Below are 25,902 nucleotides of genomic sequence, written 5' to 3' on the forward strand. Positions count from 1 at the left end.
TTTAGCCCATCTTGACTAGAGCTAGCAAAGCTTCCCCCAATCCGTCATTCTCGCGCAAGTGGGAATCTCCTGCCTACTCGCCAAAAATACCTGCTCCTTTGCAAAATAGGAAGAACAAAAAATGTAACAAATCTTTCAACTCCCGCCTTCAGCTCAAACTAGAAGGAGTTGATAATGTTTTTTGTAACGCCACTATATGTAGCGTCTGTTTTTGGTAAATCTAATGTTTCGTCTACTAAATAGCCAAAACTTCGTTTTGGTCTATTCCTTGTTTTGTTTGCAATAGGCCAAAACGAAGTTTTGGCGGGGCTTCCATACGCCACTAATGATTACTCTGGCACAATCAAAGGATGCTATCATATAGCGTGTTAGCTGTATTTTCTATTTGGAAAATGACGTTCGATTGCCTCTGTTAATTCATTCTTCCACCTCTCAGAGTCAAATTCAGATCTGCTAAGGTTTGAAAAGTATGAATAGTTCTGAAGCATTAAAAGATAGTTCACAAAGTCCCCCTTTAGTTTATATTGTGTCGCAATTTCATAAAATTCTACGGCATCAACTTTTAGATTTAAGAGCTCTGAAGTATTTGAAGACGAGCTAATGATATTGAATATTGGATCGTCGTATGTTATCCCGTTTGTACGACTCTGAACTATGAAATCTACTGCTTGCTTATTTGGTAGCCCAAACGTCCAATTGCTGCAAATTGTCCTAATGGCATAATTAATTTTATGCTCGATATTTTCCTCTTCAGTTAATTTGAATAGCCAAAACCAGCTATCGGAAAATTCAGGAAATAAATCTGATGCCAACTTGAACAGTCTAACAGCTTCGTTTTTATCCTTTCTTGACTTGACCTTTCCCCGTTGAAAACAACTCAAAAAGTATTGTTCGTCTTTTAGACTTGGATAACTAGTTAGTTCAGAAGATTCGTTGTCGTAATTATTTAGAAATTCATTAAGGTTGGTTTGAACAGGCTCAAGAGTAAATTCTTCATGATTCATCCAAACAACGATTGGTTCTTGATCTTCTCTACCAATCTGCCAGTAAAGTCCATAGTAATTTCCCGCTCCATCATTACCCATTTCAAACAAAGTAGTTCCAGAAGGTGGGAAGAATGATATCTCCCCATTGATTGGAGTCACTTGGTTAATTTCTGATGGATAATTCATTATTAGTCAGGTTAAATAATTTTACATCTAACATTCGTATATCACCACAGTTCCTGATACCCGCCGTATTTAGGTCAGTATCAACCACAGTTCCTGCTCCACAGCGGCTGTTATTTTTCTTATGGACTGAGCTTCTTTTTCTTGATAAAAAGAGACTCAACACGGTATAAATGTACAAAAAACTTCGCTTGGATAGGTGGAATTATTGGTTTTATATATCTGCCTCCAACTGGGGCGAGCATCCGCTCGACTCAAACAAAGGCGGCAGATAAAAACAAAAAGTCTCCTAGATACCAGCTCTTTTGCACAGTAGGCAGGAGATGCCGCATCTGTGTGTGGGGCGACGAAATAACCTGAACAGCCTACATTTTTTCCATACCATTTCACCAAAACCTCGCTGATGGCATGCTTAAAGTAAAGAAAGTATATTTACACATCATTAATTCAAAAACTAGTCTTTTTGAAAGCATCGAATAACTTATGAAGCCATATGTAATAATAGTTTTAATGATCTGTTCAAGCTGTCAACTATTAAAAGCCCAACCTGAAAATTTCTCCATTGAGGATACCGCCTTTTTTAAACAAAAGGGATGGATTAATTTTGTTACGAATAAAAGTGAATTGACAGGAAGCTTTAATTCAGAGTTTTTCGAAAAAGGGAATCAATTGGAGCTGACTGATTCAAATACATTTCGCTATTTTTCTATAAAACAAAGAGTTTGGGATGGATATAAAAGTAAGCTTCTCCAAGAGGGATCGCAGTACTTTATTGACGGTGAGCTGATATTAGAATCAAGCAAAGACATTTTTAAAATATACCTTCCCATAAAATATCGAAACTCCATTTTTTTAGTCCCTCCTAAAAATATTGGTTCTTTTTTAAAACGTGTATATGACGCACAGAAAACTGATGACTTTGAAGAATCACTTCTCAGCTACGAGAAATTAAGAGCTGCTTTTTTGCATAAATAAAACTACACCACATCCTTCCCAACCCGTCTTTCCCACGAAAGTGGAAATTCCCCACCCATATACCAAAAAAGCCAGCTCTTTTGCACAGTATGCAGGAGATGCCGCATCTGTGTGCGGCATGACTCCTACTTCCTTACCGACTCTTCTATTTCGCCTTCCAAAAGCCTCGAAGAACCTGTCCTGTCTTTAGCAGGAGGCGATATAATTATAGCTCGAACAAGCAAAGAAAAAAAACGCCGAAGGTATGGATAGAAACCTTCAACTATTCTCACCAAGGTTTAGTAACCTTGCAACATGAACTACGCTCCAGCTTATAGCTCCATTATTTCACCAGAATATTTGGCAGAATTTGTCATCGAACACTATGGGTTTGATAACCAGACTACTTGCCGCATGTTGAAAACGGGTGTAAACCACACCTACCTGATCACTACTTCGAATAGGAAATTTGTGCTTCGGGTGTATTTCCTCCACTGGCGGACCGAAAAGGAGATCATCTCAGAGTTGGACTTGCTTGGTTACCTTAAGGAAAACAACATTTCCGTCTCCTACCCTATCCGAGATAAAAATACAGCCTTAATTCAGCGAATCAAGGCTGTTGAAGGGGAGCGATTCGCTGTTTTATTCTCCTATGCCGAAGGGGAGTCCATCAGAAACCCACCAGAAGAGCTATGTTATACCCTTGGAAAAACCATAGCAAAAATGCACCAACTGACCGTTAATAAACGGATCAACAGAATAAAGTATGACGCAGATAGCCTTACCAATTGGGCATACGAACTATCAAAAACGTTCTTTTCAGAATCTTCCGATGAAATGCAGTACTTTGAAAGAGCCAATTCCATCATTGCTTCTCAGCTGAGTGGTGCAGATGCGAGTAAATTAAGATATGGTGCAATCCACCTTGACCTGTGGCACGATAATATGAAGGTCAAAAACGAATTGGAAATCACCCTATTCGATTTTGATAATTGTGGAAATGGCTGGCTATTTTTGGACATCGCCTACAGCCTGATGCTCATTTTCAGAAATGAGCCGAACAAAGAACTCTTCAACAAGAAAAGAGATCAGTTTTACAAAGGCTATGAATCCATAACGTCCATTTCCAGCGAAGAGAAACGGTTGATTCCCTATGGAGGGCTAGCCATTTGGCTGCATTACACAGGCATCCACGTCCAGCGCTTCACCGATTTTTCTAACCAGTTCCTAAGCCACGAATTCTTAAAGTTTTGGATTCATACTGTAAACCAATGGATGGAATTTAACAGGGTGAAGGTATAATTCATATTAAAGTCAAAAGCTGTTTGTTAAAACCTTTACCTCTTCATTCAAAAAAAGTATTTTTAATCAAATTCTCCTTTTGTAACCTAATCATCAACATGGTAACATGAAAAAGACACTACTAATCATACTTTTAGCTACTCTTGTTTTAAGCTGCGAATCGAACATTAAAAATAAAGACGCAGAAGTAGTAGTTGAAGAAGGCACGGAAATCCCTAAAAAGGCAGATAGCATTCCAAAAACTGATCAAGTAATTATCTCTTCGGAAGTTGATGATCAAACCTCGTTACTAGGATCTTGGGTAGGTTATTTCGAAAAAGATACAAAAAGCAACGGTGACAAGACTATATATGTTGATGAAGGCTACGTATGGAATCGGGAAAATAAAATCAATATCTCTATCGATGAAATCAAGGATAGCACTGTGGTAGGCCACAGTGTTGTAGCTGGAAATGACAGACCATTTGAGGGGTCAGTAAAAAAGCTTGACAATGATGTTTTCTCCTTTAATGTGAAAGAACCTGGCGATGATAAGTACGATGGAGAATTTACATTTACTATTTCAAATGGTCAGCTAACTGGCAAATGGACAGCCTATAAAAATATAGACATCAAGCATAGGAAATACACCTTGGAAAAGAAAGAGTTTAGCTATAACCCCGACATCATGCTTGAATATTCAAAAGCATATGTAGATTGGAATAAGTATATTGAAAAAAAAGAGTCTTTTGAAATCGATGAAAATGAAATAGAAGAATGGATGACTCGAGAATTCGCATCTGCTACCAACCTTATTTATGAAATTAATGCCTCCAATAAGTTGCTGGCAAAAGAAGAGGTAGAAAACCTTAAAAAAGGTGATCTTACCATTATTAGAAATACCATTTATGCCAGACATGGATATTCTTTTAAGAATAGACCAATGAGGGTTTTCTTCGATGCACAACCTTGGTATATACCCATTCATACCGATATTAAGAGTGATTTTACTGATATTGAAAAGCAAAATATCCAATTACTTTTACGCTACGAGAAGAATGCTTCTGAATACTATGACCGCTTTGGCAGAGGTTAATTTTTCAACATGAATCAGGTATTTACATATACATTCAAGACTATTTATTATGCATCGTTAGTGTACTTCACCTACCTAATGATGCTTATTACACTTCAATATATTCCCCTCAAAATTGATGTTGCTTTCTTGAATGTAAAAGAAAAAGTGTCATCATATACTCACTACCAATGGGCATTTTTCAGCCATGTCTACACTAGTATTTTTGTCTTGATTTTTGGAATTCCGCAGTTCTCAAAAACAGTTAGAAACTCGTTTCCAATTGCCCACAAACTCTTTGGTAAAGCTTATATACTTCTTGTGCTTTTCATTGCCAGTCCATCGGGGCTTATAATGGCTTACTATGCAAATGGTGGTATTTTTTCTAGGGCATCATTCATTATCCAAGCTGTTTTATGGTTTGCCTTTACTTACAAAGCGTTTACATGTATTCGGAAAAATGATTGGGAAAACCATCAGAAATTCATGCTGAGAAGCTACGCACTTACTCTTTCAGCTATAAGTTTGAGGTTGATAAAATGGATAATGGTTTCCACGCTCGAACTTCCCCCAATGGATACTTATAAAATAGTAGCTTGGTTAGGTTGGATGATAAATCTAATTTTAGTGGAAGTGTATTTGATGAGCAGAAAAACTACTTTCAACAAAAAAAGCTCTAGGGTAAACACATCCTAAGCCAAGGCATGCCTTGGCTCTACCTTTTTCTAACCTCTAATCTCCAACCTCTAGCTTCTACCCCTACCCCATCAATTCATCTAGCCAAGCAATGATCTCCTCTCGTTTATCGTCCAGGCCTTTATAGACCAATGTCTCGGCTGACATGGAAAGCAGGGCAGATTTGAGGGCTTGCAGCGTTGGCTCATCCATTTTGGAGACATCGGCAAAATAGCTTCGGATGGTAAAAATAAAGGCGTTGTGTTCGGGGATTCCTACCAAGCATTGTCTTTCTGTTCGGGTAAAAAGCATGGGAAAATCAGGATCGAACTTTCTTCCATACCACAGTTCTTGGCTGTAGCCCGGCGCAGGATCTGGGTGGTGATTAAGCTTTATATCGGTGCTCACGCCCCAGCCAAAGCGGATGTAAGGTCCTTTTTTCACCACGCTGTCCAACATACCCATATAATGCCTCCTTATTTTTTCCATCCCAGGGATTACCTCGTGCACAAAATCAAAGTTTTGCCCAATCTTTTCTTCGGCACTCCAATGGTTGGGGGCACAGAGGTGCACAGCGGCAAGCCAATCATCGTCATCGGCAAGTTGCCAAACGGCTATGTCTTCTTGCACTTGGCAGTTGAGCGCATCGAATAGGTCGATGTAAGGACTCTCTCCTATCAACTCACCTTCTTCGCTGTATTGGATCATTTCCCCCGTATGCAGGCATTGCAAAATAGCTCTGTCCCCATGTTCGGTATTGATGAAAAGTTCGGGATGTTCCTTGGAAAGTTGTTTTATGAGGTAAAAATTGACTGCCTTTTCGAGCTCAGGGTTATACCGTGCTTTTTGGTAATACTTATGGATATTTTCTGCTCGGCAAGCCTCCTTGTTCTTTCGGAAGTACTCAAACTCATTGTCGAGCTGAAAAACCAATTTATCGAGTTCTTCGGCTTTTTCAATTGGTTTTAGCCCAGGGGCTACAGTATATTTTCCTTTCAAAAAAGGGAGGTAATACACTGGTGATTGGTTGATAGATATTTTCATAAAATAGGGTTGCAAACGTACACAAAGGTACGTTTGCAACCCTAAAAATTAGAAAATTTTAGTAGGAAAACTATTCGCTTCTCAAAGAATCTACCGGGTTGGCAAATATCAAGCGTAGGGTGTGGTAGCCCGCCGTGAGGAACGCAACCGCAAAAGTCAGGAAAATACCGATGGCAAACGCATCCCATTTGATGTCGACCCGGTACACATAAAACTCTGTGAACAAAGCATCCATAATGAAATAGGCTGCCGGGGTGGAAACTACAAACCCAAGCAAGAGCAACCAGAGATATTCCATAGTGAATATTTTCATGATATTTGCCTTGCTCGCCCCCAACACTTTTCGCACGCCGACTTCCTTCTGCTTGCGGTTAGCCACAAACGAAACCAAGCCGAACAAACCGATAGCTCCTATCAGGATAGCCAAGCCGGCAAAAAGCTGGAACAACACAAAAATCTCTTGCTCCGTTTCATACAATTCGGCTATATTATCGTCCAAGAAATCATACTCCAATACAAACTCTGGCAATACTTTTTCCCACTCATCTTCCAAATGGCTCAAGGCACTTTTAAACGATTCGCCCTCTAGCTTTATAGCTGCCATGTAATACGCATTACGTCTTGAGGCTAACATTACGGTCAGATCAACCTCATCATGAAGAGCTTGGGTATGGAAATCTTCAATTACCCCTTTCACGTTGGCGGTCATTCCCCAAAGCCGCAATTCATTTCCCAAAATATCGTAAGGGTCTTCAAAGCCAAGCTTTTTTGCCAACGTTTCATTCACCAAAAATCTTTCCACCGAATCGGTAAAAACTAATCCCTCACCAGCCAAAAGCTTTATGCCATATGTGTCCAGAAAATCAGGATCAACCAGTTTTACTTGCGCCTCGTTCTCGTAAAGAGAGTCTGCTGTTTTTAGATGAAAATTACTATTCCAAGTACTTCCCGAAATTGCCCCAGAGTTGGAAAAGGTAACATATTTGATATCTGGATGCTGCATAAGTCCATTTTTGAGCACCTGTAATTTTTCATCGTCTTGCGCAAATGTCCCAAACTCCACCACAGCTTCTTTTTCTATTCCCAAGTTGGCTTCTTGCAAGTAATTGAGCTGGCGCATGAGCAAAATCGTACATACGATCAGGATTTGGGAAATGGCAAATTGGGCAATTACCAACCCTTTCCTCACATTGAGTTTTTTTCCAAACTTGTTATCTATATTGTTTTTGATTGCCCTCACAGGATCAAGTACAGAAAGCATAAAGGAAGGATACAATCCGGCAAAAAGAGTCACTCCTACCATGATACTTGCACAGAAGACCCAAACATTTGGGTTGGAAAAATCGGGGGAAATCCCTTCTCCTAAAACTGGTGCAAGCAAACGAGCGGCTTCTCCCGATAACAACAAAGCCAAGCCTAACGCCATAATGGTGATGAGAAATGTTTCAGTCATAAAATACAACATCACATGCCTTTTGCTACTACCCAATGTTTTCCTTATGCCCACTTCTCTCGCTCGGGTGAAAATTAGGCTAGCATTCAAGTTAATGAAGTTGATACATGCGGTGATGATCAACATAATGCCGATGGCAATGAGCAATACCAACACTTGTATAGGTGTTTGGGCACCATATGCACCCCAGTCGGAACTAAAGTGGATATCTTGTAAATTTTGAACCTCGTACTTTAGAAACTGGGCTTGGTCGCCACGATATTTTTTGACAAAATCAACCAAGCGCTCGTTAATCTTTGCAGGTGTTTCTCCTTTAGGGATGCGGAAATAAACTTCATGGCTCGAAGAAGTACTTCCCCATTCATCGTTATCTCTATCGTCCCAAACAGTGCTGTTCGATGCTACCAAATGAAAAGGTATCACCGTATTGTAAGGAGGATCTTTCACAATTCCGCCCACAGTAAGGAGGTATTCATTGTCGAGGGTCAATTGCTTGCCCATGGCATCTGTAGTTCCAAAATACTTGACAGCCAACTTCTCAGAAATAACCATCTTTCCGGGCTCGTTCAAGACCATTGGCGAACCCGATACCCATTGGTATTTGAACAAATCGAAAAAGCCTGGCTCGGCAAATGTCAGCATGGATTCCTGTTCCTGAAATTTTTTCCTTTCCCCATCCTCTTCTACTATCACCACACCTAAGAGCTGATCATCGACAAAAACTACAGGACCTAGCTCGGGAAAATCAGTCCGTAAGGCTTCGGGCAGCGGGCGAGGAACACCTCGGTTGGTCTCGGTAGTTCCGTACTCGGTATCAGTGCTTACTATCCTGTAAATTTCTTCGGGGTGCGAATGATAGGTATCAAACGAATACTCAAAGGAAATTTTGAGATAGATAATGAAGGCACTCAAAATCCCCAGAAACAACCCAATCAGATTAATGGATGTATGAAGGCGGTTTCTGGAAAAGTTACGGAAACTTGTGACAATGTAATTCTTAAGCATAAAGAGGTAGGCTTTGGGTTAATAATAAAAGCGTAATCCCAAGATTAATACCAGTTTTTATAATTTTGATTATCAATAACTTACAAATATTTTCTTTTCGCCACCCAACCTTATTTTGCCCGCTCACGAACACTTTTGTGCGCTACAAGACAGAAAAGTCTTATCCTAAATTTCAAGAAAACTCCTGTACATAAGAAGCTGAAACTGGTAGAGGGTCTTCCACATTTTTTAAGTGGAGCAGCACTCTCTGGTTTTTCTTTTCCACATGGGAAATATTGGCTTTATTCACCAAATATGAGCGATGACAGCGGGCAAATTGGCTCACGATCAACTGCTTTTCTATGTTTGAAAGCTTTTCTCTCAACAAAACACTTTTGGGTTCGTTATTTTTCAGATAAAAAATCTTCACATAATTATCCTCCGCCTTGGCATACAAAAAGTCTTCTGCTTCCATTTGGATGGACTGTTTTCCATTGGAAGAAGTGAATACTAGAGGAAGCTCTTGTTGAGTTTCTTTTTCCTTAAAAGCATTTTTTTCAAAAAAATAGGCTGCTGACAGGGGAATTATGATGATTCCGAAGTACTCGGCAAACATCCTGAAATAGGTTTCTGGTAAGAGATCAAACCAGTTCCAAAAATAATTGTACAGTAAAAAAGTAGCGGTTGCCCCGCACCATATTTCCCAGCTTCTCCACAGAAGAAGTTTAAGTTTTAAAAAACGGTGGTATATATATTCATTTCCTGCAAAAAGGAGCGAAGTAGTTAGCCCAAAAGCCAAAGCCCTCAACCCTAGAGAATGCCCCGAAGCGGAAATGCCAGTGGGAATATTATATGCTTGATACACAAAGAGAGAAAAACCTAAAAATAGACCTGAAAGCACTGATAGAAACAGGCTACTTATGACTACTCTATTTTCTTCTCTTATCTGCATTTGGCGCAAAACTGTTAGTTCGGTACTCTCTTTCTTGAAAAATAATACTATTCTATTGGCACTTAGGTCTTCTCAGAAGCCTAAAATGGTAGTTTTCAAAAATAATTAAAAAATTTTGATGACTCGAGGAACAATCATTTACATTATATGTTTATACATCTATATCATTAACAACTAAATTACATAATACAATGGCATCAATAAAAGAGAATGTAGAGCAGCTCAACAAAATGATTTTAGGAGGAGATATCCTAGGCGCTTTTGAGAAATTTTATGCTGAAGATGTGGTAATGCAAGATAACGATACTCCTTTGAGAGTAGGTAAGAAAGTTTGCAGGGAATATGAAGAGGCATTTGTAAACAACTTAACCGAGTTCCGCAGCGGTGAAGTAAAAAATACGCTAATAAGTGAAGAAGCTGGTGTTGCCACTGTTGAGTGGGCATTCGATTATAGCCATAAAGAGTGGGGTGACATGAACTATACTCAAGTAGCAGTGCAGACTTGGAAAGACGGGCAAATTGTAAACGAGAAGTTTATTTACAAAAGCTAAATAAAGCTTGGATAGTAGTATAACATGCGCTAAGCCATTAACTGTAAAGACTTATTAACAACCTTATAGAAACCGTTTCTGGATAATCCGGAAGCGGTTTCTGTGTGTTCAGACCGATACTACTAGTTTATATTTTCTGATTTCCCAAATATACAATGTTAATTAATCGCTGATAATGAGTACTTAAGTACTTTCAAAAAATAGTTGGCAATTGAAAATATCCCTTATTTTTGTACTTCTAAAAAAAGAATTAAACACATCACGCTTCACTCGTATTCATCAAAATCCCTGAAATTAGGGGTATTTTTTTTGACAATATTTATGCAACTTGGCGGTTCAGCCTAAAAGGGCACTTACGATCAAAACAATCTAGATTTGCGAGCATAACAAGTACGTAGCCAAACAACTTACTACCATTCAAATACACATTAATTTCGAGCAGCTACTAACGCATGAAAAACTCACCACTTTCTTTACTTATAAAACTAGGTAAATATTCTAGTAGCATTTTTTTGCTATTTAGTTTCTTATGTGTACAAGCTCAGAATGAACTTTCTGAACAAGCAGATAGCTGTTTTGCTAATGCGGACTATGCCCAAGCCCTTGAAAAATATACAGAATGGCTTCGCAATAACGATGTCATGTATGACAGCACTTACCTAGAAAACCTTCGCAAGCTGGCCCGTACTGAAGAACTTTTATTTCAATATGAAAATGCTTTGAGACATTTTGCCAAAGTGGAAGACTTGGCAAAAGTTCTTGAAAACAAATCGCTCTCTTATAAAGCTAGCACTAATATTGCAGACTTATTCAGAAGATTAGGACAATATGATAAGGCAAAAAAGCAGCTTCACGACCTCTATTTCACCCCAAAGGATTCTGTAATTTATTCAAGAGACCTGAGTAGAAAGTACCATCGCCTTGCGGCCATATCCCAAGAACTTGGTCAAATAGATTCTGCAATGATTTACTCTTACAAATCTCTTGAAATAAGTAAAAAACAAAACATATCTGGCTACATACCAATATCCTACAATGAGCTAGGTTATTCTTTTGAGCATCTTCAAAAACACGATAGTGCGCTATATTACTACCAAGCAGCAATCCAACTATGGGAAGATGCTGGCAAAATACGCTATTATACCAATGGCTACTTCAACCTTTCAAGATTATATAATAAGCTTGGTCAACCAAATAAAAGCATTGCTATACTTACTAATACATTACAACAACTTTCGACCAAGGACTGGCCAAATGTGAAAAATGGAATTTACTCTAATCTGGTAGAAAGCTTTAAACAAAAAGGCGACAAAGAAAAAGAAGATCATTTTAAAATAAAAGCACTGGAGGAAAAGGTAAAAAACATGTCATATGAGAGTGATCAACAATTCATACGCATGCAAACAGAATATGATGTAGCAAAAAAAGAACAAGCACATTTCATGGCATTGCTCGATCTGCAATACCAAAAAAAGAGAACCAATTACCTAATTATAGGAACGATAATGCTTGCGTTGCTCATTGCGCTCACTATTTTGTACCTCATCCATACCAAGCAAAAAAACAAGCAGCTCGATAACCAAAATCTAAAATTAGAGCACTTGGTCAATACAAACAATACGCTTTTTTCCATCATTAGCCATGACCTCCGCAGCCCTCTCAATTCCCTAACTGGGCTTATGGAACTCTTGATGAACCACATGGGAAGTATGACCCCAGAGGAACTAAAACTGTTTGTGGAAAAAATCAACCGACAGACTAAAAATGTGAACCTATTGCTCGACAATCTTCTTTCTTGGGCTCTGACTACAAATAACCAGCTCACCGTTCATAAGCAGAAGGTAGATATAAGTAAATTGGCAAAGCGAAATGTGGAGTTATTTTCCGAAGCCTCGGCAAATAAATACATCACCGTTGAAGCATATACGCTGAATGAATGCTTCATTTTTGCTGATGAAAAAAGTGTAGATACCGTGATCAGAAATGTGCTGAACAATGCTATCAAATTCACCCCAACAGGCGGAAAAGTAGAGATCTTTTCTCATTCAAACCTACATGAAATCACGTTGACTATTAGGGACAACGGACTTGGAATAGATAAGGAAAGAGTAAGTAAGCTTTTCAGTAAGCAGATTAATAAAAGTATGAAAGGCACTTCTGGTGAAAAAGGCAGTGGTTTGGGGCTGATGCTTTGTAAAGAGTTGTTAGAAAAAAATGGTGGACAGATTGAAGTAGAAAGTGAAGTAGGCAAGGGTACTTCATTTCATATAACCCTCCCTCTTTATAAGGAAAAAGAGACAAAACGCGTTTCTGAAGCTATTTAAGATTTCCAACTCATTTGTTTTGCTCAATTGCAAAATGAAGCAAAACAAATGATTGACCTGACAGGTAGAGCTCCCTCCTATTTTTTCCTTGGTAAACGATGAAAGCCTCAAGAACATCAAAAATGAGTTGGCAAAAGCAATCCCAAGCACATGGGCATCTGAGCTGAAGGGAAGGCAGAATTAGGTTGAAGAGAAAATTGAATTGATCTTATTTTTTCACTTTGTCCTAGCTGACTAAAATGTTTAATGCTTAAAGTGATGCTATCCCAAAGAAAAGTTTAGATTTGTTTAAAAAGGCTTTTTGTGAAAAAACTTTACATCATATCGGGCTGTAATGGTGCAGGAAAAACTACTGCTTCTTACACAATTCTTCCAGAAGTATTAGACTGTGAAGAATTTGTAAATGCAGATGAAATTGCAAGAGGGCTTTCTCCTTTTAACCCTGAAAAATCTGCTGTACACGCAGGAAGGTTAATGTTGACCAAAATCCAACATTTAATAGAAACGGGTCAAGACTTCGCCTTTGAAACTACCCTTGCAACTAAAAGCTATAAGAACCTTGTCAACAAGGCAAAAGAAAATGGTTATAAGGTAATTCTTTTATTTTTCTGGTTAAGAACGCCAGAGCTTGCCGTAAAAAGAGTGGAAATTCGTGTAAAAGAAGGTGGACACCATATTCCTGGAAATGTGATTAGAAGAAGATATGAAAACGGGTTAAAAAATTTCTTCAATATCTACGAACCAAAAGTTGACGAATGGATGTTGATTGATAATTCGGGCGAACCTTATGAGATAATTGCCAAAAAAGGGCTTAAAACTAGCAAGGTATCAAATACAGAAAAGTGGAATTACCTCTTAAAAAAATATAAAATTGATGGAAAATAGCGATAAGATAATTGAAGGATTAGAAAAAGCATACCTGAAACTCATAGAGTTCAAGAAATATAAAAAAAGCCCCATAGTAATTTCTAGGGGAGAAAAAATAGTTGAAGTATCTGCCGAGAGTATCTCCAAAAATAATATTGGGCAGTATAAAAAGTAGAAAAGAGGTTAGACCAGTGAGAAAAGAAGATGGTGGGGAAAGGTCGCTAGGCTTTTCCTACAAGATATTGGGCAGGTCTGGCTTGCCCCAATCTTCTCGAGTGTAAAAATCACCCGTTTTGGTTTCCCCAATGTTGCCAATCTTATCCATCTCGGTGACCAGACCCATCCAGTTGGCAATGCACTGCCCCAGCCAAAAGCCGTAGAGTTTATCTTAATATTCAGCCCTCGAAATCACCAAATCGGTTTTCGCAGAAGAATAAGTTTTGTATTCCAAATCAGGATTGGCAGCGGCTTTTTTAACTTCTACTGTTGCAGTTTCTTCCTTTTCTTTTTTCTCACAAGAAATTAAAAAGAAGGGTACGATAAGGGTGATGAGTAGTTTTTTCATTTTCGTGTTTTGTTTGGGCACATTAAAATTGTAAGTTATTTTAGCCCCCATAAAATATAAATTTTCTCGAAAAATGAATCTCAAAACAATTAGGGCTCTTATAGTAAGTGTGGTGATTTTAATGATTACGATACTTGTAGCTTCCCTTGCCGAATTTCTGGAATTAAGAAAAGAGGATGCTATCTTTTTTGCTTTTGCTATGATTATTTCTACTGGGGCCAATGTAGCCGGTCTTGTTTTTAGCTTCGCTGAAATGAAGAAAAATAAAAAATGGGCTATAACAGGCTTAATAAGTAATCTAAGTCTTATTATCTTATTTTTTATTACTGCTTTTTACGCTCAGTTTACAAGATAAAAGGAATAAAAAGCAAGATTCCTTTACCAGCGTATAATGACCGAATAATTTGATAGAGACGCCCGACTCGGGCGTCTCTACAAGTAGTTTTTTACAGATTAAACCTAATAACTATCCACCAAAGTCATCACTTTCAAGTCTTCTTTGAAAGCTGCCAAATCACTTGCCGCAGATTTTGGGATACTTAGGGTGACTTCACTGCCGGGGAGCAAATCGAAATAGTTGTCGGAAAAGTTGGCGGTGGAGCTGGTGTAGAGGTACACGTCCTTGGCAAGCTTCTTGGTTTTTACCGTCACCTCAAACTGGTCGACTGCTTCTTTCACTTCATAGCTCAAATCCGGGTTAGGCAAAGCCAAATCTTTGGGTGGCGCAAAGAAATGGATGTTTTGGTTCAGCACTTTATCGCCTTGTACCAACTCGCCAACTACAAACACTGTCTTTTTATTCTTACCTTTCAGCAGCTTATTTTGCATCAATTCAATATAAACTTCGCTAGTGTTTTCCTTCACGGTGATGGCTTTTCCTACTTCTTCCAACTTGTTTCCTTCAAAGTCCATCAATGTTAATTTCAATTCCGCTTCTACAGGTTCTAGCAAATCGGAAATCACAAAAGCTTTCAAGCTATCATCGGTGTATTCGTAAGAAACCAGCAGGTCTTCAAAAGCTTTTTTAGTGCGATAGTGCAAGGCTTTCCACTTGCCATAATAATCGATGCTCGACCAAGATGCCACCGGCCAGCAATCGTTGATCTGCCAGTACAACGAACCCATGCAATGCTTCCTATTTCGGCGATGGGCTTCCATACCAAAACCTATTCCCTTGGCTTGCAATAGGTGGCTCACGTACAAGAAGGATTCAAAATTTTTGGGTTGTTTGTAATGCCTCACCAAGTATTCTTCAATGGTCACATTGCCAATGGTAGAGCGCTGATGCGATTCCATCACTTCCGAATATACATCGTGGTCTTCGGGAGCGGTATATTTTTGCACGGTAGAGAAATCGGGAAAGGATTGGAAACCAAACTCAGACATAAAGCGAGGCATCACGGTTTCATAGTTTTTGAAAGGTTCTTTGCCCCACCAAACGCCCCAGTAGTGCATGTCTCCAGCCGTTCTTGTTGCAGATTCTGGAACGCCCATCGAAGTACTTGGAGAGGAAGCCCAATACCTTCGGTCCCCATCGAATTCTGCTACAGCTTCAGGAAGAACCTTGTGAAAAATATCTTGGTACGATTTCCAAATCTTATCCGCCACTTCTTGGGACTGCTCTTCAATCATCTGATTTTTCCAGCCCCAGCCTTCCCAAGCAGCCAAAATCTCGTTGTTCCCACACCAAAGGGCAATAGATGGATGATTTCGGAGGCGTTTTACATTGTCTATAGCTTCTTGCTTCACATTTTCTAGAAATGCTTCATCGCCGGGGAACATGGCGCAGGCAAACATAAAATCTTGCCAAACGAGCAGCCCTTTTTCATCGCATTTCTCGTAAAAAACATCGTTTTCGTAAACTCCACCGCCCCAAACCCGGACCATATTCATGTTGGCATCTACGGCAGACTGCAAGGTTTGCTCGTAGCGCTCATCCGTCACACGGGTGAGAAACAGGTCGAGGGGAATGTAGTTTACCCCTTTCATAAATACCGGATGCCCGTTCACTTCAAAATAGAACGAAGTCCCTATTTCATCAGGCTCGGTCACCAACTTTACCGTTCTGAGTCCAATACGCTTTTTGCCCGAATCGGCTACGTTTTTATTAGTCAACTTCACTTCTACATCGTACAAGTATTGCTCGCCCATTCCGTTGGGCCACCACCTTTTGGGGTCAAGAATTTCAAAAGGGATACTAAGCTTATTTGCACCAGTCACTAGCTTTACTGCCTCAGTCTTTATACTTTTCCCATTCACCATTATCTCTACAGAAGCATCTTCAGAAGCAGATAGCGATGAAACCTCCACATGTGCGAGCATCGATGCTTTTTCACCCAGTTCCTTTTGCTGGATAAAAATATCTTCTATTTCAAAACCGTTCCAAGCCTTCAAGTTGATCGGTCGCCAAACGCCAGAGGTCACAAAGCGAGGCCCCCAGTCCCAACCGAAATGGTAGCCAGCTTTTCGGGTGTACACGCTCACGTACTTCCCATCTGGAACGTTCCCGATCTCTGCCAAATCGTTGTTGGAAACTGGGATTTTGTAATCGTACCCATCGTACTTTTCCAAGCCGATGGTGATAGGTGATTCAAAAAGGATGCGCAAGGTATTTTCGCCTTCTTTGAGCAAGGGCTTACAATCGGCGGTGTACTCCCTAAACATGTTGTCGGTTTTGATAAGCAGCGAATCGTTCAGATATACGCTTGCATAGGTATCTAGCCCCAAAAACTCCAAGGCAACCTTATCTTTGGAAAGTACCTCGGCAGATACACTAAAGCTAGTTTGGTACTCCCAATCCTCCTTGTCTATCCATTGCAAGTCGTGCTCATTGAGCCGGTAATAAGGATCTTCAATCTCATTGTTGTTTAGCAAATCGGTGTGTACCGTACCAGGCACTGTCGCAGACGACCAAGTGTCGTTGCCTACATTTCTAAACTGCCAATTCTGATTGAGTTCCATAGTAAAAGGAGTTGAGGGAGAGCTGCCCGACTGGCAACCCCAATTAAAAAGTGCGCTTATTGCCAAAATAAGCAAGTTCAAGTTCTTCTTCATGTTGAATTTCATTAATCGTTAAAAACACACAAGCTTACCTTGACCTGGGAATCAGAAAACTTATGTTGGTTAGTAATGGTGATTTTAAAAAAAATATACCCTGTTAAAAGTATAGGATTTTGTAAAAAAAAACGCTCCTGCAATTTATAGTGAAAAAGGGGGGAATTCAAGGGAGTTGATAACCTGATGATGAGATAATTTGATAGCTTGTGTCGCCATAACCTGCTATTCGTAGAGTTTTCCTCTCCACGAATAAAAAAAATAGTCAATCTCCCGATTGACACATTGAAAGGCAGTAGGGCTAGATTCTGCCCACAAGGGTTTCGCAAATCAGGAGATTTGCCAGAGAAATATTTCTGAGCTAACTCTCAGAAGAACGGGGCTGATGTTACGGGCTTTTACCCGAAATATTATCTGCAAGTTGTTTGCAGCATCCTTCTTTTTATTCGTTTCTTAATTTATCTCTTACTTCCATCAATGCATATCCCAATAAATTCAAACCTCTCCAATTAATTGGATTTTCTATACCTTTATCTCCGTTCTTCATGCCTATTCCCCAAATTTTATCGTATGGACTTGCTTCCACTAAAACTTTATCTCCCGTTCCATCTAAGTATTTCCACAATTCTTTATTTTGTTTGAATTTCAGATAGTTTCCGTTTTTCACTATTCTTTCTCTATTTTCTATCCAATTCTTTCCCTCAAAATTTTTGACTTTTCTTCCAAGGCTCTTTGCTTCTTTCGGTGAATTACAATTCAATATTTTTTCAAGAATTGTTTTATCTCTAAACAGCTTGGCTTTTTCAGCCATCATCCAATGCTCGGCTGTTAAATATTTTATTCCATCGTATTCAAATTCTCTTTCGTACCATTGGCTTAAACATGACATCCCTATCTGACCGTCTTTTCTCGGTTGATGTCCCCAAAAAAATAAATATTCAACTCCTCCATCATTACTATATTTTTCCTTCATCCAATCTTTGTCATATTTCATGGTCTTATTTTTTATGGTTGCTATTTCAATGTGAATCTAAGGGGCGTCCCCGACTTGATATTCGTAGAGTTTTTCCTCTCCACAAATATAAAAAATAGTCAATATCCCGATTGACACATTGAAAGGCAGTAGGGCTAGATTCTGCCCACAAGGGTTTCCCAAATCGGGAGATTTTCCAGAGAAGTACTTCTGAGAAGACGCTACGCTAACTCTCAGAAGTATAGGGTGAATGCCAACGGTCTCGTGTATGAGCAGTAGTGGGCTTTATACAACTACTTTACGAAATACAATATACTTTAATAAAATGAAAAAAAACGGTTCAAGCTGGAACTCAAACCGCTATATTGCTTATACACATTATTGTGTGCTATGCTTTTATCCTTTTATTTTGGCAATCTTATTTATATCAGCACCTTCTAGATGCTTTAAGGATTGCGGGTTATTGTATAAATTAATCATTGCGCGTCCAATTCTAGAAGTGGTGGTTACTGACTTCATTCTTTTTAATAAAGGAAAAATTGGTTTAGTGATAACATAGAAAAAATTGTACAGTTTAGTTTTAGATTTTACACCACGTTCAGGTAAAATAGCTCCTGGTCTAAACACATAAGCATCCTTAAAACCTTTGTTTAAAATAAAATTTTCGGTTTTGCCTTTTACTCTTGCCCACATTGAGTTACCTTGCTCAGAACTGTCTGTTCCTGCACCTGAAACATATGTAAAAAGTATATTAGGATTTACATTATAAATTGCATTAGCTAGTGCTTCAGAAATTGTATAAGTGAGTTTATAATACCTTTCTTCAGATATACCAGCTGATGATACACCCATACAATGAAAACAAGCATCATAGTATTTAAAGACTGCTTTAATGTTGCTAAAATTTGTAAAATCCTTGTGTAAAATCTCTTTTATCTTGGGATGAGAAATGTCAATTGAGTTCCTGTTGATTAATAAAATTTTTTCAATTGTTGAATCATCGATGCATTCCAACAACACACCCTTACCAACCATACCAGTTGAACCTGTTAATATAACTTTCATAACTTAGTTATTCGTTTTTATGTTCGGAAACTTCAACCATAACTACCCGAATAGAGCCAGGTTTAAAAAGGTTCATTTCGTCTTCATTAATCTTTGCCTGAATTTCCGTGTTATTAATATCTTCTCGAAATTGATTGAATGCCTCTGGATCTGACCAAATAGATTCTGTTACTACATCATATTCTAATTCTCCTGAAAAGCCTTGAGGGTAAATTATCTGGTTACCCAGAAGAAAATTTCTTCTTATGGTGCATTTTTTTAAAATAGGAAGAAGTTCAACACATAAAGGTGTATGTTGATTTGTATAGTAGTTTGCAAAATCTTCGTGCGACATTCCGTCTTTTCGCTTTGCGAAGGTTAAATATTTCACCATTGATTTTTTATTTTAGAATTAATTTAATTGTCTGTATTTATTTGGTGACATACCAACTTTCTTTTTAAAAAGGGTTCCGAATGACTGTGGATACTCAAAACCTAAATCGTAAGCAATACCACTTACGGATGCATTTGATGACAATAATAGATTTTTAGCTTTTTCAATAAGGTGAGAATGGATATGCTCTTGCGTATTCTTTCCTGTCTCTTTTTTCAGTAAATCACTCAAATAGTTTGGCGAAAGATTCACTTGGTCTGCACAAAATTTTACAGTTGGAATCCCTTGTTGTATGGAATTGTCCGTATTAAAAAAATTCACCAATAATTCTTCTATTTTTTCTACAACATCTTGTTGGTGTGTACTACGGGTATAAAATTGACGGTCGTAAAATCTATTGCAATAGTTGAGTAATAATTCCAAATTAGATACAATTACGGTTTGACTATGCTTGTCTATATTTTGCTGACATTCGTCTTCTATTGCATCTATGCATCGTGAGATTTTTTCCTTTTCCTTTTCCGATAGATGTAACGCTTCATTGGACTTATAAGAAAAGAAACCATATGATTTTATGTTTTTGCCTAAATCAGATTTTTGAATTAAATCTGAATGAAAGTATAATGCCCAACCGTTTTCATTTAATGTTTCAGGTTGTTTTTTTGCTTCGAATACTTGTCCAGGAGAACTAAAGACCAACGTTCCTTCTTCAAAATCGTAGTATTGTCTGCCATACTGAAGTTCACAATTCTCGAATTTTAAAGAAATCATATAAAAATCCCAAATGTATTTTTGATTGAACAGCTCTTTAGAGAGTTTCACATCTTTCATATTAACCAATGAAATTGCCGGATGCATAGGCTTGTTCAATCCTAAAAGGTGATGCATCTGACTAATTGATTTTATTTCTCTAAATTCTTTCATCTTGTTAATATAATGATTTACATATCAGATTTCTTTGAATAAATTACCCGAAAAACACATCATTTGCGTGCATGGTATCCATATATTCTTTCCATGTACAAACCTTTCCGTCTTTAATTTCCATTAGAATATGAAAATGGTTGTTGTACGTTTTACCACTAATATGCTTTCCAAGAGATTCAGCTTCAATGGCAACCCGACTACCTTCTACTGTCATGCCTTTTGCAGTAAGGCTTAGTCCTTGAGGAAAACCTTCTCTTGTTCTTTTACCAGCTACAATTACAAAATCTTTGGTATGTGTGCCTGAAATTGGCATACTACCAGCTACCCAGACAACAGCATCTTCTGCAAAAACTTCATTTACATATTCCCAATTATCATTACTAATTGCTTCTATTACTTTCTGTGCTAACACTCTATTAGCTTCAGTGCTTTTTAAATTCTCCATTTTAATTAGATTTTTTATTAAAAAATTGTTCAATTTAATTTTACAACCATTGGTTCAATGCCTTTACTGTAATTTGTTCAAGCTTTTCTCTTTTTGATTCTATTTGAGCTTCGCTATGAGGTGGCGTAATTTGGTCTTCTGCTACATATACTCCTGTAACGTCTTTATATTCAGATGATATGGCTAGTCTTACGATTCTGTCTGCACCAACTTCGGTTGGTGATGCCATAATATTCATCATAAATTGCATTAGTTTCGCTCCTCCTTTCAGGTGTCGCAATAAGTTCGATTTGATGTATCCAGGATAAAGGTAATTTACCGAGACACCGCTGTTTTTAAGTCTTTCAGCTAAATCAATGGAAAACATATTCAATGATAGTTTGGATGCGGAATAATTATCATCGGTATCAAAATCAGATTGTTTTTCAATTTCATCGAAGTTTATTTTTTCCAAAAAATCGGTGTTCGTAGTAATATTCACTATGCGAGCGGATGCTGATTCCTTCAGCCTTTCTAATAGCAGATTGGTTAAAAGGTATGGCGCTAAATAATTGATAGCCCAATTCAATTCAAAACCATCTTTACTAACTGCTTTATCGGTAGAATTAATCCCTGCACAATTTACCAGAACATCTATGTTGTCGTATTTCTTTAAAATACGATTGGCACAATCTTTTACACTGCTCATAGATACCAAATCACAATCTTCAAAATCTATTCTATTTTGCCTTTTAGGCAACTTCAATTCTTCGATTTGTTTCTGGACTTTTTGGGGATTTCGTGCTAACAAAACAATATTTGCATTCATTTTATAAAGCATTTCAACGGCTACCCTTCCTATGCCGTCTGTTCCACCTGTGAGGACAATGGTTTTCCCGGACAAATTTTTATCTGACTCAGGAATTGCATATTTAGGATTGGCTTTTTTTCGTTGAGGAAGAAACAGTTTGAGTAAAATACGTGTCTTTGCATTTACTAATTTCATAGTTAGGTATTTATATTGTGATAAGAATTGTACCCCTTCTCCCATACAGGAAGTTGTGATTTCATTCTTGATTTTAGAAACCATTTAAAAAACCAACCTGTACCGAAATATTTTGGCTCAAAGCTTCCTTTGTATTTCCATATCATTCCGCCATTATTGGATTCGTAGAAAAATTCGCCTCTGTATTTATTTACAGGCATACCCCCTTCGTGTACAGCATAACTGAAATAATTTGGTGGGTCGAAACCAACAATATTTTCGGTAAGATTTATATCTCCAATCAAAATTTTTCTTACAGCTCCCAAGCCTTGTGGGTGGTCTGTTCCTTCTGTAACGACAACAACTTCTCCCGCCATAATTTCGGATTGAGAATACCATTTGTAGTCAACGAAAAACTCCCAGAATTTTTGAAGTTCTATATTTGGATAGAAGTGTGAAAGTTCGAAAGAAACTAATTTTGAATTTGCCATTTCAATTGTTTGTGATTTTATACCACAAAATTGCAGGCTTTTTATTGAAAGGAATTAAGCATATTACTGATTGTTTAAATCAATTTACTGTTTTTGTTTTTACAGCTTTGCACACAACATTTGTATATCACAACAATTCCTGATACCCGCCGTATTTGGGTGGGTATCAACCACTGTAGCTGTTCCACAGCGGCTGTTATTTTTCTTATGTCTTGAATTCCCCTTTCTTGTTTTGAGGAGAAAAAAACACGGTATAAATGTATGAAAAACTTTGTTGAGAGAGACGAAGCTGGTCTTGAATTTTAATGCCAATAAGTTCTCCGTAGAGCCACATCCTGCCCACAGAGGTTTTGCAAATCAGGAGATTTTCCAGAGAAATACTTCTGAGAAAACGCTACGCTAACCCTCAGAAGAACAGGTAGGAAAATGAATTCTGCATTCCTAAAGGAATCAGTAAATTTAATTTCTAAAAACGTGCACATTGCATTAACTTCGATGCTAACTGTAAAAAAACAACCAGCATGAATAGTAATTTAAAATATATAGGATACTACCAAATAGCAGGGGTGCTGCTGGAATTGGGATAGTGATTTGGGCGCTTCTGGACACAGCCGCCATGGCAGGCACGTCAGTATTATTCTTTTTATTAGCAGTTGCTCTCTACGTATTCTCCATAGTTTGTGGGCGAAAACTAATAAAAGGTGAAGTAGAAAACGGAGTAAAACTTTCCATAGTCAACCAGTTATTACAGGTTTTAAACATAAATGCTTTTGGAATAATCTATAGTTTTTTCGCTGGAATTCAAGCTACTATAGGAGTCGATTTTACTAGTGACCTTTCCTTCAAATTTGGATTTCAACTGGCTGGATTCATGTTCTCTTATGACCCTAATCAGACTGATTATATTGTAATGATCAACGTCGTCCCAATTGTCATTATCTATTTGTTAGAGAAATCTAGAGGGGATGAAGAAAATGAAATAACCGAAGAACTTCTGGATGTGGAAGAAGAGAATGAATACTAGTTCTAACATATGTTTTGGATGAAAAACCTTGACCAGTTGCAAAATTTTTCATCCAAAAACATGAAATGCTTACTTCAACAAGGGTTTCCCTACCGAAAGGATCGGTCTGCCAGCCACATCGTTGATAACGATAGCCGCCATCATGTACCAAGCTGCCAAGGCACAAACAATAAGCTCGTAGCCGGCAATTACGTTGAAAACCGGGTCGGCAAAATGTCCGATATCTAGCAAAATAAATCCGATGAGGAGGGTAGTGAAAGTGAATGCCATAGCCGTATGGATAAACAAAGATCCTATCCACAAAATGACTGTAAAAAGCGTCCAGGCCACCAAGAAATAGCCAACGTCGGTATGCGATGACTTATAAATACCATAGTGGTTGAGCATCCAGATAATAGCTAAACCTATCCAGAATGCACCGTAGGCTGTAAATGCCGTAAAGCCGAAGTTGTTGCCCATTTTTTGCTCCATGAAGCCCGCTATGAGTTGCGCTCCGCCTCCAAAGGCAACTGCCATGGCAAGTACGGGTCCTATCCCTATCAAACCAATGTTATGAAATTGCAATAAAAGTGTTGTTAGTCCAAAGCCAGAAAGGCCTACCACCGCCGGATTTCCTAATTTTTTGTCGCTCATTTTTTTACATTAAAAAGTTGGTATTAAAGCGGCAAAACTATACCCCAGCCCGAGGAATAAATCAGGGTTTCATTAGCTAGAAACAAGACTTATGTCATGTTTTGGGGAAAAGATCAGGAACTATTTGGTACTCTATACCCGCACAATCCGCTCTTCGGGCAGGTCTGGTAAGGACTTCATTTTGAGGAACACTCTTGCCGTAACCACTACATCGTTTTGGCAATACGTCGCTATTCTTTCCAGGTCATCGTCTTCGTAATACACCTTGGCTACTTGGCTACCGTCAATATCATTTTTGCTGGAGGGCAATCCAAAAAGCGTGGCAAGCAAGTCGAGGGAAACATAGTGGCGCAGCTCGCCAAACTTCCACATTTCCATGGTATCGTAATGAGGAACTTCCCACGGTTTTTTGCCAAGCAAATTGAGCACTGGCGGCAAGGGGATACCATTGATAAGCATCCTTCGGCACAAATAAGGGTAATCGAATTCCTTTCCGTTATGGGCTACGAGCAAGAGCTTTTTTTGATCAAACTTCTCTGCAATCAGCTCTTTAAACTGCACCAAAACATCCTTCTCAACATCTCCGGAGATCGCCTTCACCCTAAACTGCACCGTACCGTCTTTGTCTTTGCTAAAGTAGCCCAAGCCTATGGTAATGATCTTTCCAAACTCTGCCATTATCCCCGCCTTGCTCTGATAAACATCTTCTGGAGGGTGTTCTTTGTCGAATCTTGGAGCTTTTCGTATCCATTCCTTCTGAAGGCGTTCGTCTAGTTCTCCCAGTGTTTTGGTGAGCTGAACGGTTTCTATATCTATAAAAAGTAGGTTTTTTACAGGATTGATCTCTTTCAATATCTTAGGGAATAGGTGGAAAAATAACTTAAACAAGCTCGCTAAACTGAATGGTCCAATTTAGGAAAATAGTTTAGGAAACCAACAGCTTTCGCACAAATTACTAGCCTAATAAGGTGATTGTACATCTTCCAATTTTTAGTAGCCAGAACAAAACAAAACTACCCAATCCAAGAGGAATGGGTAGTCCAATGTGTAACTCATAGCTATACTAGTAAAGTCTGCCTGTCGCTTTAAGCCCCTCCTCTAACCTATTAGCCTTAAATCCCTAATAAATAAGACTAATTATGAAGCAAGCTTTGCGCAATTTTTTCTGTCAGATTAGTTTACAAAACAATTCAACAATTAAACCTATACTAAAACTTAAAATCTTAAATAATATATCTATATAATGTAAGCTCTAAACTAAGTTCGAAACTTGAACTTCAACACATGTTCCTTTATTCTTCTTTGATGTTATGGTTATTTTTCCATCAAGTGAACTAAGCGTCTCTTTCACAATATAAAGCCCGAGACCAGAACCTGTATTATAATCTGTAGCCCTGTAAAACATATCAAAAACTTTATCTTGATGTTCTGGCTCTATCCCTATTCCATTGTCACAAATAATGATTTTAACTCTTTTTTTAGTGACAATAACCTCAACTTCTATTTTCTTTTTACCACTATCAACTCGCTGAAATTTAATTGCGTTTGAAAGTAAGTTGTTAAGCATTACCCAGAGCCTTACTCTGTCTGAAATCACTACTGGGTGACTATTTTTTATATCTATTGTTTTCTCCACTTCATGAGCTCCGTCAAGGTAACTCAAGTGATCGAATGTCTCTTCGATTAGGGAGTGTAAGTCAATTTTTGATTTGGTTACTTCTAACCGTGCTATTTTTAGTAATTCTGAGATGTTTTGAAGAAAAAAATCTTGCTTTTCAAGACTCTTTCTCATCATCTGTGTATAGAGTTTCACATTTTTTACATCTTCTTCCCTATCTATCAGATTTACTAAGCCCATCATTGTAGTAATTGGAGCTCTTAGATCATGAGAAGTACTATAAGTAAACAACTCTAATGCTTTGTTTAAAGACTTTATCTCCCTTATCAACTCATTCTCTCTGTCCTTTGCACTACTAAACATCGCCCAGAAAGAAGGTTGACTTTTAACACTTTCGTGTAGTATCATTTTAAGTTAATTTGGTACTGTTATTAATGATAG

26 protein-coding genes are annotated in these 25,902 nt (G+C 38.2%); 10 read left to right on the forward strand and 16 right to left on the reverse strand.

Annotated features, from left to right (window positions below; genetic code table 11):
• Positions 1–368: 368 nt before the first annotated feature.
• A complete protein-coding gene (locus R9C00_21120; protein WPO34204.1) occupies positions 369–1,172 on the reverse strand; it encodes a hypothetical protein in 804 nt (267 codons plus the stop codon).
• A 480-nt stretch (positions 1,173–1,652) separates the two neighbouring features.
• On the opposite strand from R9C00_21120, the gene R9C00_21125 reads away from it, so the two are divergent.
• The 4 genes from R9C00_21125 to R9C00_21140 all read left to right on the forward strand — a co-directional run bounded on the left by R9C00_21125 (position 1,653) and on the right by R9C00_21140 (position 5,175).
• Positions 1,653–2,144 (forward strand): hypothetical protein, encoded by a 492-nt coding sequence (locus tag R9C00_21125; protein WPO34205.1) that lies wholly within the window; start codon positions 1,653–1,655, stop codon positions 2,142–2,144.
• A 294-nt stretch (positions 2,145–2,438) separates the two neighbouring features.
• Entirely contained in the window at positions 2,439–3,425 is a 987-nt protein-coding gene (locus tag R9C00_21130) for a phosphotransferase (GenBank protein ID WPO34206.1), read from the forward strand.
• A 106-nt stretch (positions 3,426–3,531) separates the two neighbouring features.
• The gene (locus R9C00_21135; protein WPO34207.1) at positions 3,532–4,500 is read left to right on the forward strand and encodes a YARHG domain-containing protein; all 969 of its coding nucleotides are present in this window, start codon (positions 3,532–3,534) and stop codon (positions 4,498–4,500) included.
• Between the two features lie 9 nt (positions 4,501–4,509).
• Positions 4,510–5,175: a DUF2306 domain-containing protein gene (locus tag R9C00_21140; protein ID WPO34208.1), complete on the forward strand. Its 666-nt coding sequence runs from the start codon at positions 4,510–4,512 to the stop codon at positions 5,173–5,175.
• Between the two features lie 63 nt (positions 5,176–5,238).
• Here the strand turns inward: R9C00_21140 and R9C00_21145 are convergent, their stop codons facing one another.
• From R9C00_21145 to R9C00_21155, 3 genes are all read right to left on the reverse strand, one after another.
• Positions 5,239–6,198, reverse strand: coding sequence for a DUF3445 domain-containing protein (locus R9C00_21145; GenBank protein WPO34209.1), 960 nt, complete (start codon positions 6,196–6,198; stop codon positions 5,239–5,241).
• A gap of 70 nt (positions 6,199–6,268) precedes the next feature.
• Entirely contained in the window at positions 6,269–8,656 is a 2,388-nt protein-coding gene (locus R9C00_21150) for an FtsX-like permease family protein (GenBank protein ID WPO34210.1), read from the reverse strand.
• Between the two features lie 172 nt (positions 8,657–8,828).
• Positions 8,829–9,587: a LytTR family DNA-binding domain-containing protein gene (locus tag R9C00_21155; GenBank protein ID WPO34211.1), complete on the reverse strand. Its 759-nt coding sequence runs from the start codon at positions 9,585–9,587 to the stop codon at positions 8,829–8,831.
• Positions 9,588–9,778: 191 nt separating this feature from the next.
• Here R9C00_21155 and R9C00_21160 point away from each other — a divergent pair, with 191 nt between their 5' ends.
• The 4 genes from R9C00_21160 to R9C00_21175 all read left to right on the forward strand — a co-directional run bounded on the left by R9C00_21160 (position 9,779) and on the right by R9C00_21175 (position 13,504).
• On the forward strand, positions 9,779–10,138 hold the full coding sequence (locus tag R9C00_21160; protein WPO34212.1) for a nuclear transport factor 2 family protein: 360 nt from the start codon (positions 9,779–9,781) through the stop codon (positions 10,136–10,138).
• Between the two features lie 452 nt (positions 10,139–10,590).
• Entirely contained in the window at positions 10,591–12,462 is a 1,872-nt protein-coding gene (locus tag R9C00_21165; protein ID WPO34213.1) for a tetratricopeptide repeat-containing sensor histidine kinase, read from the forward strand.
• A gap of 303 nt (positions 12,463–12,765) precedes the next feature.
• Entirely contained in the window at positions 12,766–13,347 is a 582-nt protein-coding gene (locus R9C00_21170; GenBank protein ID WPO34214.1) for a zeta toxin family protein, read from the forward strand.
• Positions 13,337–13,504, forward strand: a complete 168-nt coding sequence (locus tag R9C00_21175) for a hypothetical protein (protein ID WPO34215.1) — start codon at positions 13,337–13,339, stop codon at positions 13,502–13,504. The genes R9C00_21170 and R9C00_21175 overlap by 11 nt, the downstream gene beginning before the upstream one ends.
• Positions 13,505–13,717: 213 nt before the next feature.
• On the opposite strand, the gene R9C00_21180 is transcribed toward R9C00_21175, so the two are convergent.
• Positions 13,718–13,894, reverse strand: a complete 177-nt coding sequence (locus R9C00_21180; GenBank protein WPO34216.1) for a hypothetical protein — start codon at positions 13,892–13,894, stop codon at positions 13,718–13,720.
• Between the two features lie 73 nt (positions 13,895–13,967).
• On the opposite strand from R9C00_21180, the gene R9C00_21185 reads away from it, so the two are divergent.
• Positions 13,968–14,249 (forward strand): hypothetical protein, encoded by a 282-nt coding sequence (locus R9C00_21185; protein ID WPO34217.1) that lies wholly within the window; start codon positions 13,968–13,970, stop codon positions 14,247–14,249.
• A gap of 104 nt (positions 14,250–14,353) precedes the next feature.
• Here R9C00_21185 and R9C00_21190 read toward each other — a convergent pair whose 3' ends face one another.
• The 8 genes from R9C00_21190 to R9C00_21225 all read right to left on the reverse strand — a co-directional run bounded on the left by R9C00_21190 (position 14,354) and on the right by R9C00_21225 (position 22,186).
• Positions 14,354–16,948 carry a glycoside hydrolase family 2 protein gene (locus tag R9C00_21190; GenBank protein ID WPO34218.1) on the reverse strand — a complete coding sequence of 865 codons (2,595 nt, stop codon included), beginning with the start codon at positions 16,946–16,948 and terminating at the stop codon, positions 14,354–14,356.
• A 442-nt stretch (positions 16,949–17,390) separates the two neighbouring features.
• A complete protein-coding gene (locus tag R9C00_21195; GenBank protein WPO34219.1) occupies positions 17,391–17,942 on the reverse strand; it encodes an NADAR family protein in 552 nt (183 codons plus the stop codon).
• Between the two features lie 375 nt (positions 17,943–18,317).
• Positions 18,318–18,986: an NAD-dependent epimerase/dehydratase family protein gene (locus tag R9C00_21200; protein WPO34220.1), complete on the reverse strand. Its 669-nt coding sequence runs from the start codon at positions 18,984–18,986 to the stop codon at positions 18,318–18,320.
• Positions 18,987–18,993: 7 nt separating this feature from the next.
• Complete coding sequence (locus R9C00_21205; protein ID WPO34221.1) at positions 18,994–19,320, reverse strand: EthD domain-containing protein; 327 nt, start codon at positions 19,318–19,320, stop codon at positions 18,994–18,996.
• 57 nt (positions 19,321–19,377) lie between these two features.
• Positions 19,378–20,283, reverse strand: coding sequence for a helix-turn-helix transcriptional regulator (locus R9C00_21210; GenBank protein WPO34222.1), 906 nt, complete (start codon positions 20,281–20,283; stop codon positions 19,378–19,380).
• Between the two features lie 43 nt (positions 20,284–20,326).
• Positions 20,327–20,731, reverse strand: a complete 405-nt coding sequence (locus R9C00_21215) for a nuclear transport factor 2 family protein (protein ID WPO34223.1) — start codon at positions 20,729–20,731, stop codon at positions 20,327–20,329.
• Positions 20,732–20,771: 40 nt separating this feature from the next.
• Positions 20,772–21,716, reverse strand: a complete 945-nt coding sequence (locus tag R9C00_21220) for an SDR family NAD(P)-dependent oxidoreductase (protein ID WPO34224.1) — start codon at positions 21,714–21,716, stop codon at positions 20,772–20,774.
• 2 nt (positions 21,717–21,718) lie between these two features.
• Positions 21,719–22,186: a hypothetical protein gene (locus R9C00_21225; GenBank protein WPO34225.1), complete on the reverse strand. Its 468-nt coding sequence runs from the start codon at positions 22,184–22,186 to the stop codon at positions 21,719–21,721.
• 616 nt (positions 22,187–22,802) lie between these two features.
• Here R9C00_21225 and R9C00_21230 point away from each other — a divergent pair.
• Positions 22,803–23,210: a hypothetical protein gene (locus R9C00_21230; GenBank protein WPO34226.1), complete on the forward strand. Its 408-nt coding sequence runs from the start codon at positions 22,803–22,805 to the stop codon at positions 23,208–23,210.
• A 69-nt stretch (positions 23,211–23,279) separates the two neighbouring features.
• Here the strand turns inward: R9C00_21230 and R9C00_21235 are convergent, their stop codons facing one another.
• The 3 genes from R9C00_21235 to R9C00_21245 all read right to left on the reverse strand — a co-directional run bounded on the left by R9C00_21235 (position 23,280) and on the right by R9C00_21245 (position 25,869).
• Positions 23,280–23,843 (reverse strand): acetate uptake transporter, encoded by a 564-nt coding sequence (locus R9C00_21235; protein ID WPO34227.1) that lies wholly within the window; start codon positions 23,841–23,843, stop codon positions 23,280–23,282.
• Between the two features lie 132 nt (positions 23,844–23,975).
• Entirely contained in the window at positions 23,976–24,695 is a 720-nt protein-coding gene (locus tag R9C00_21240) for a 3'-5' exonuclease (protein WPO34228.1), read from the reverse strand.
• A gap of 400 nt (positions 24,696–25,095) precedes the next feature.
• On the reverse strand, positions 25,096–25,869 hold the full coding sequence (locus R9C00_21245) for a HAMP domain-containing sensor histidine kinase (protein WPO34229.1): 774 nt from the start codon (positions 25,867–25,869) through the stop codon (positions 25,096–25,098).
• Positions 25,870–25,902 lie beyond the last annotated feature (33 nt).

Source organism: Flammeovirgaceae bacterium SG7u.111 (genome assembly GCA_034044135.1).
Classification (GTDB): Bacteria; Bacteroidota; Bacteroidia; order Cytophagales; family Flammeovirgaceae.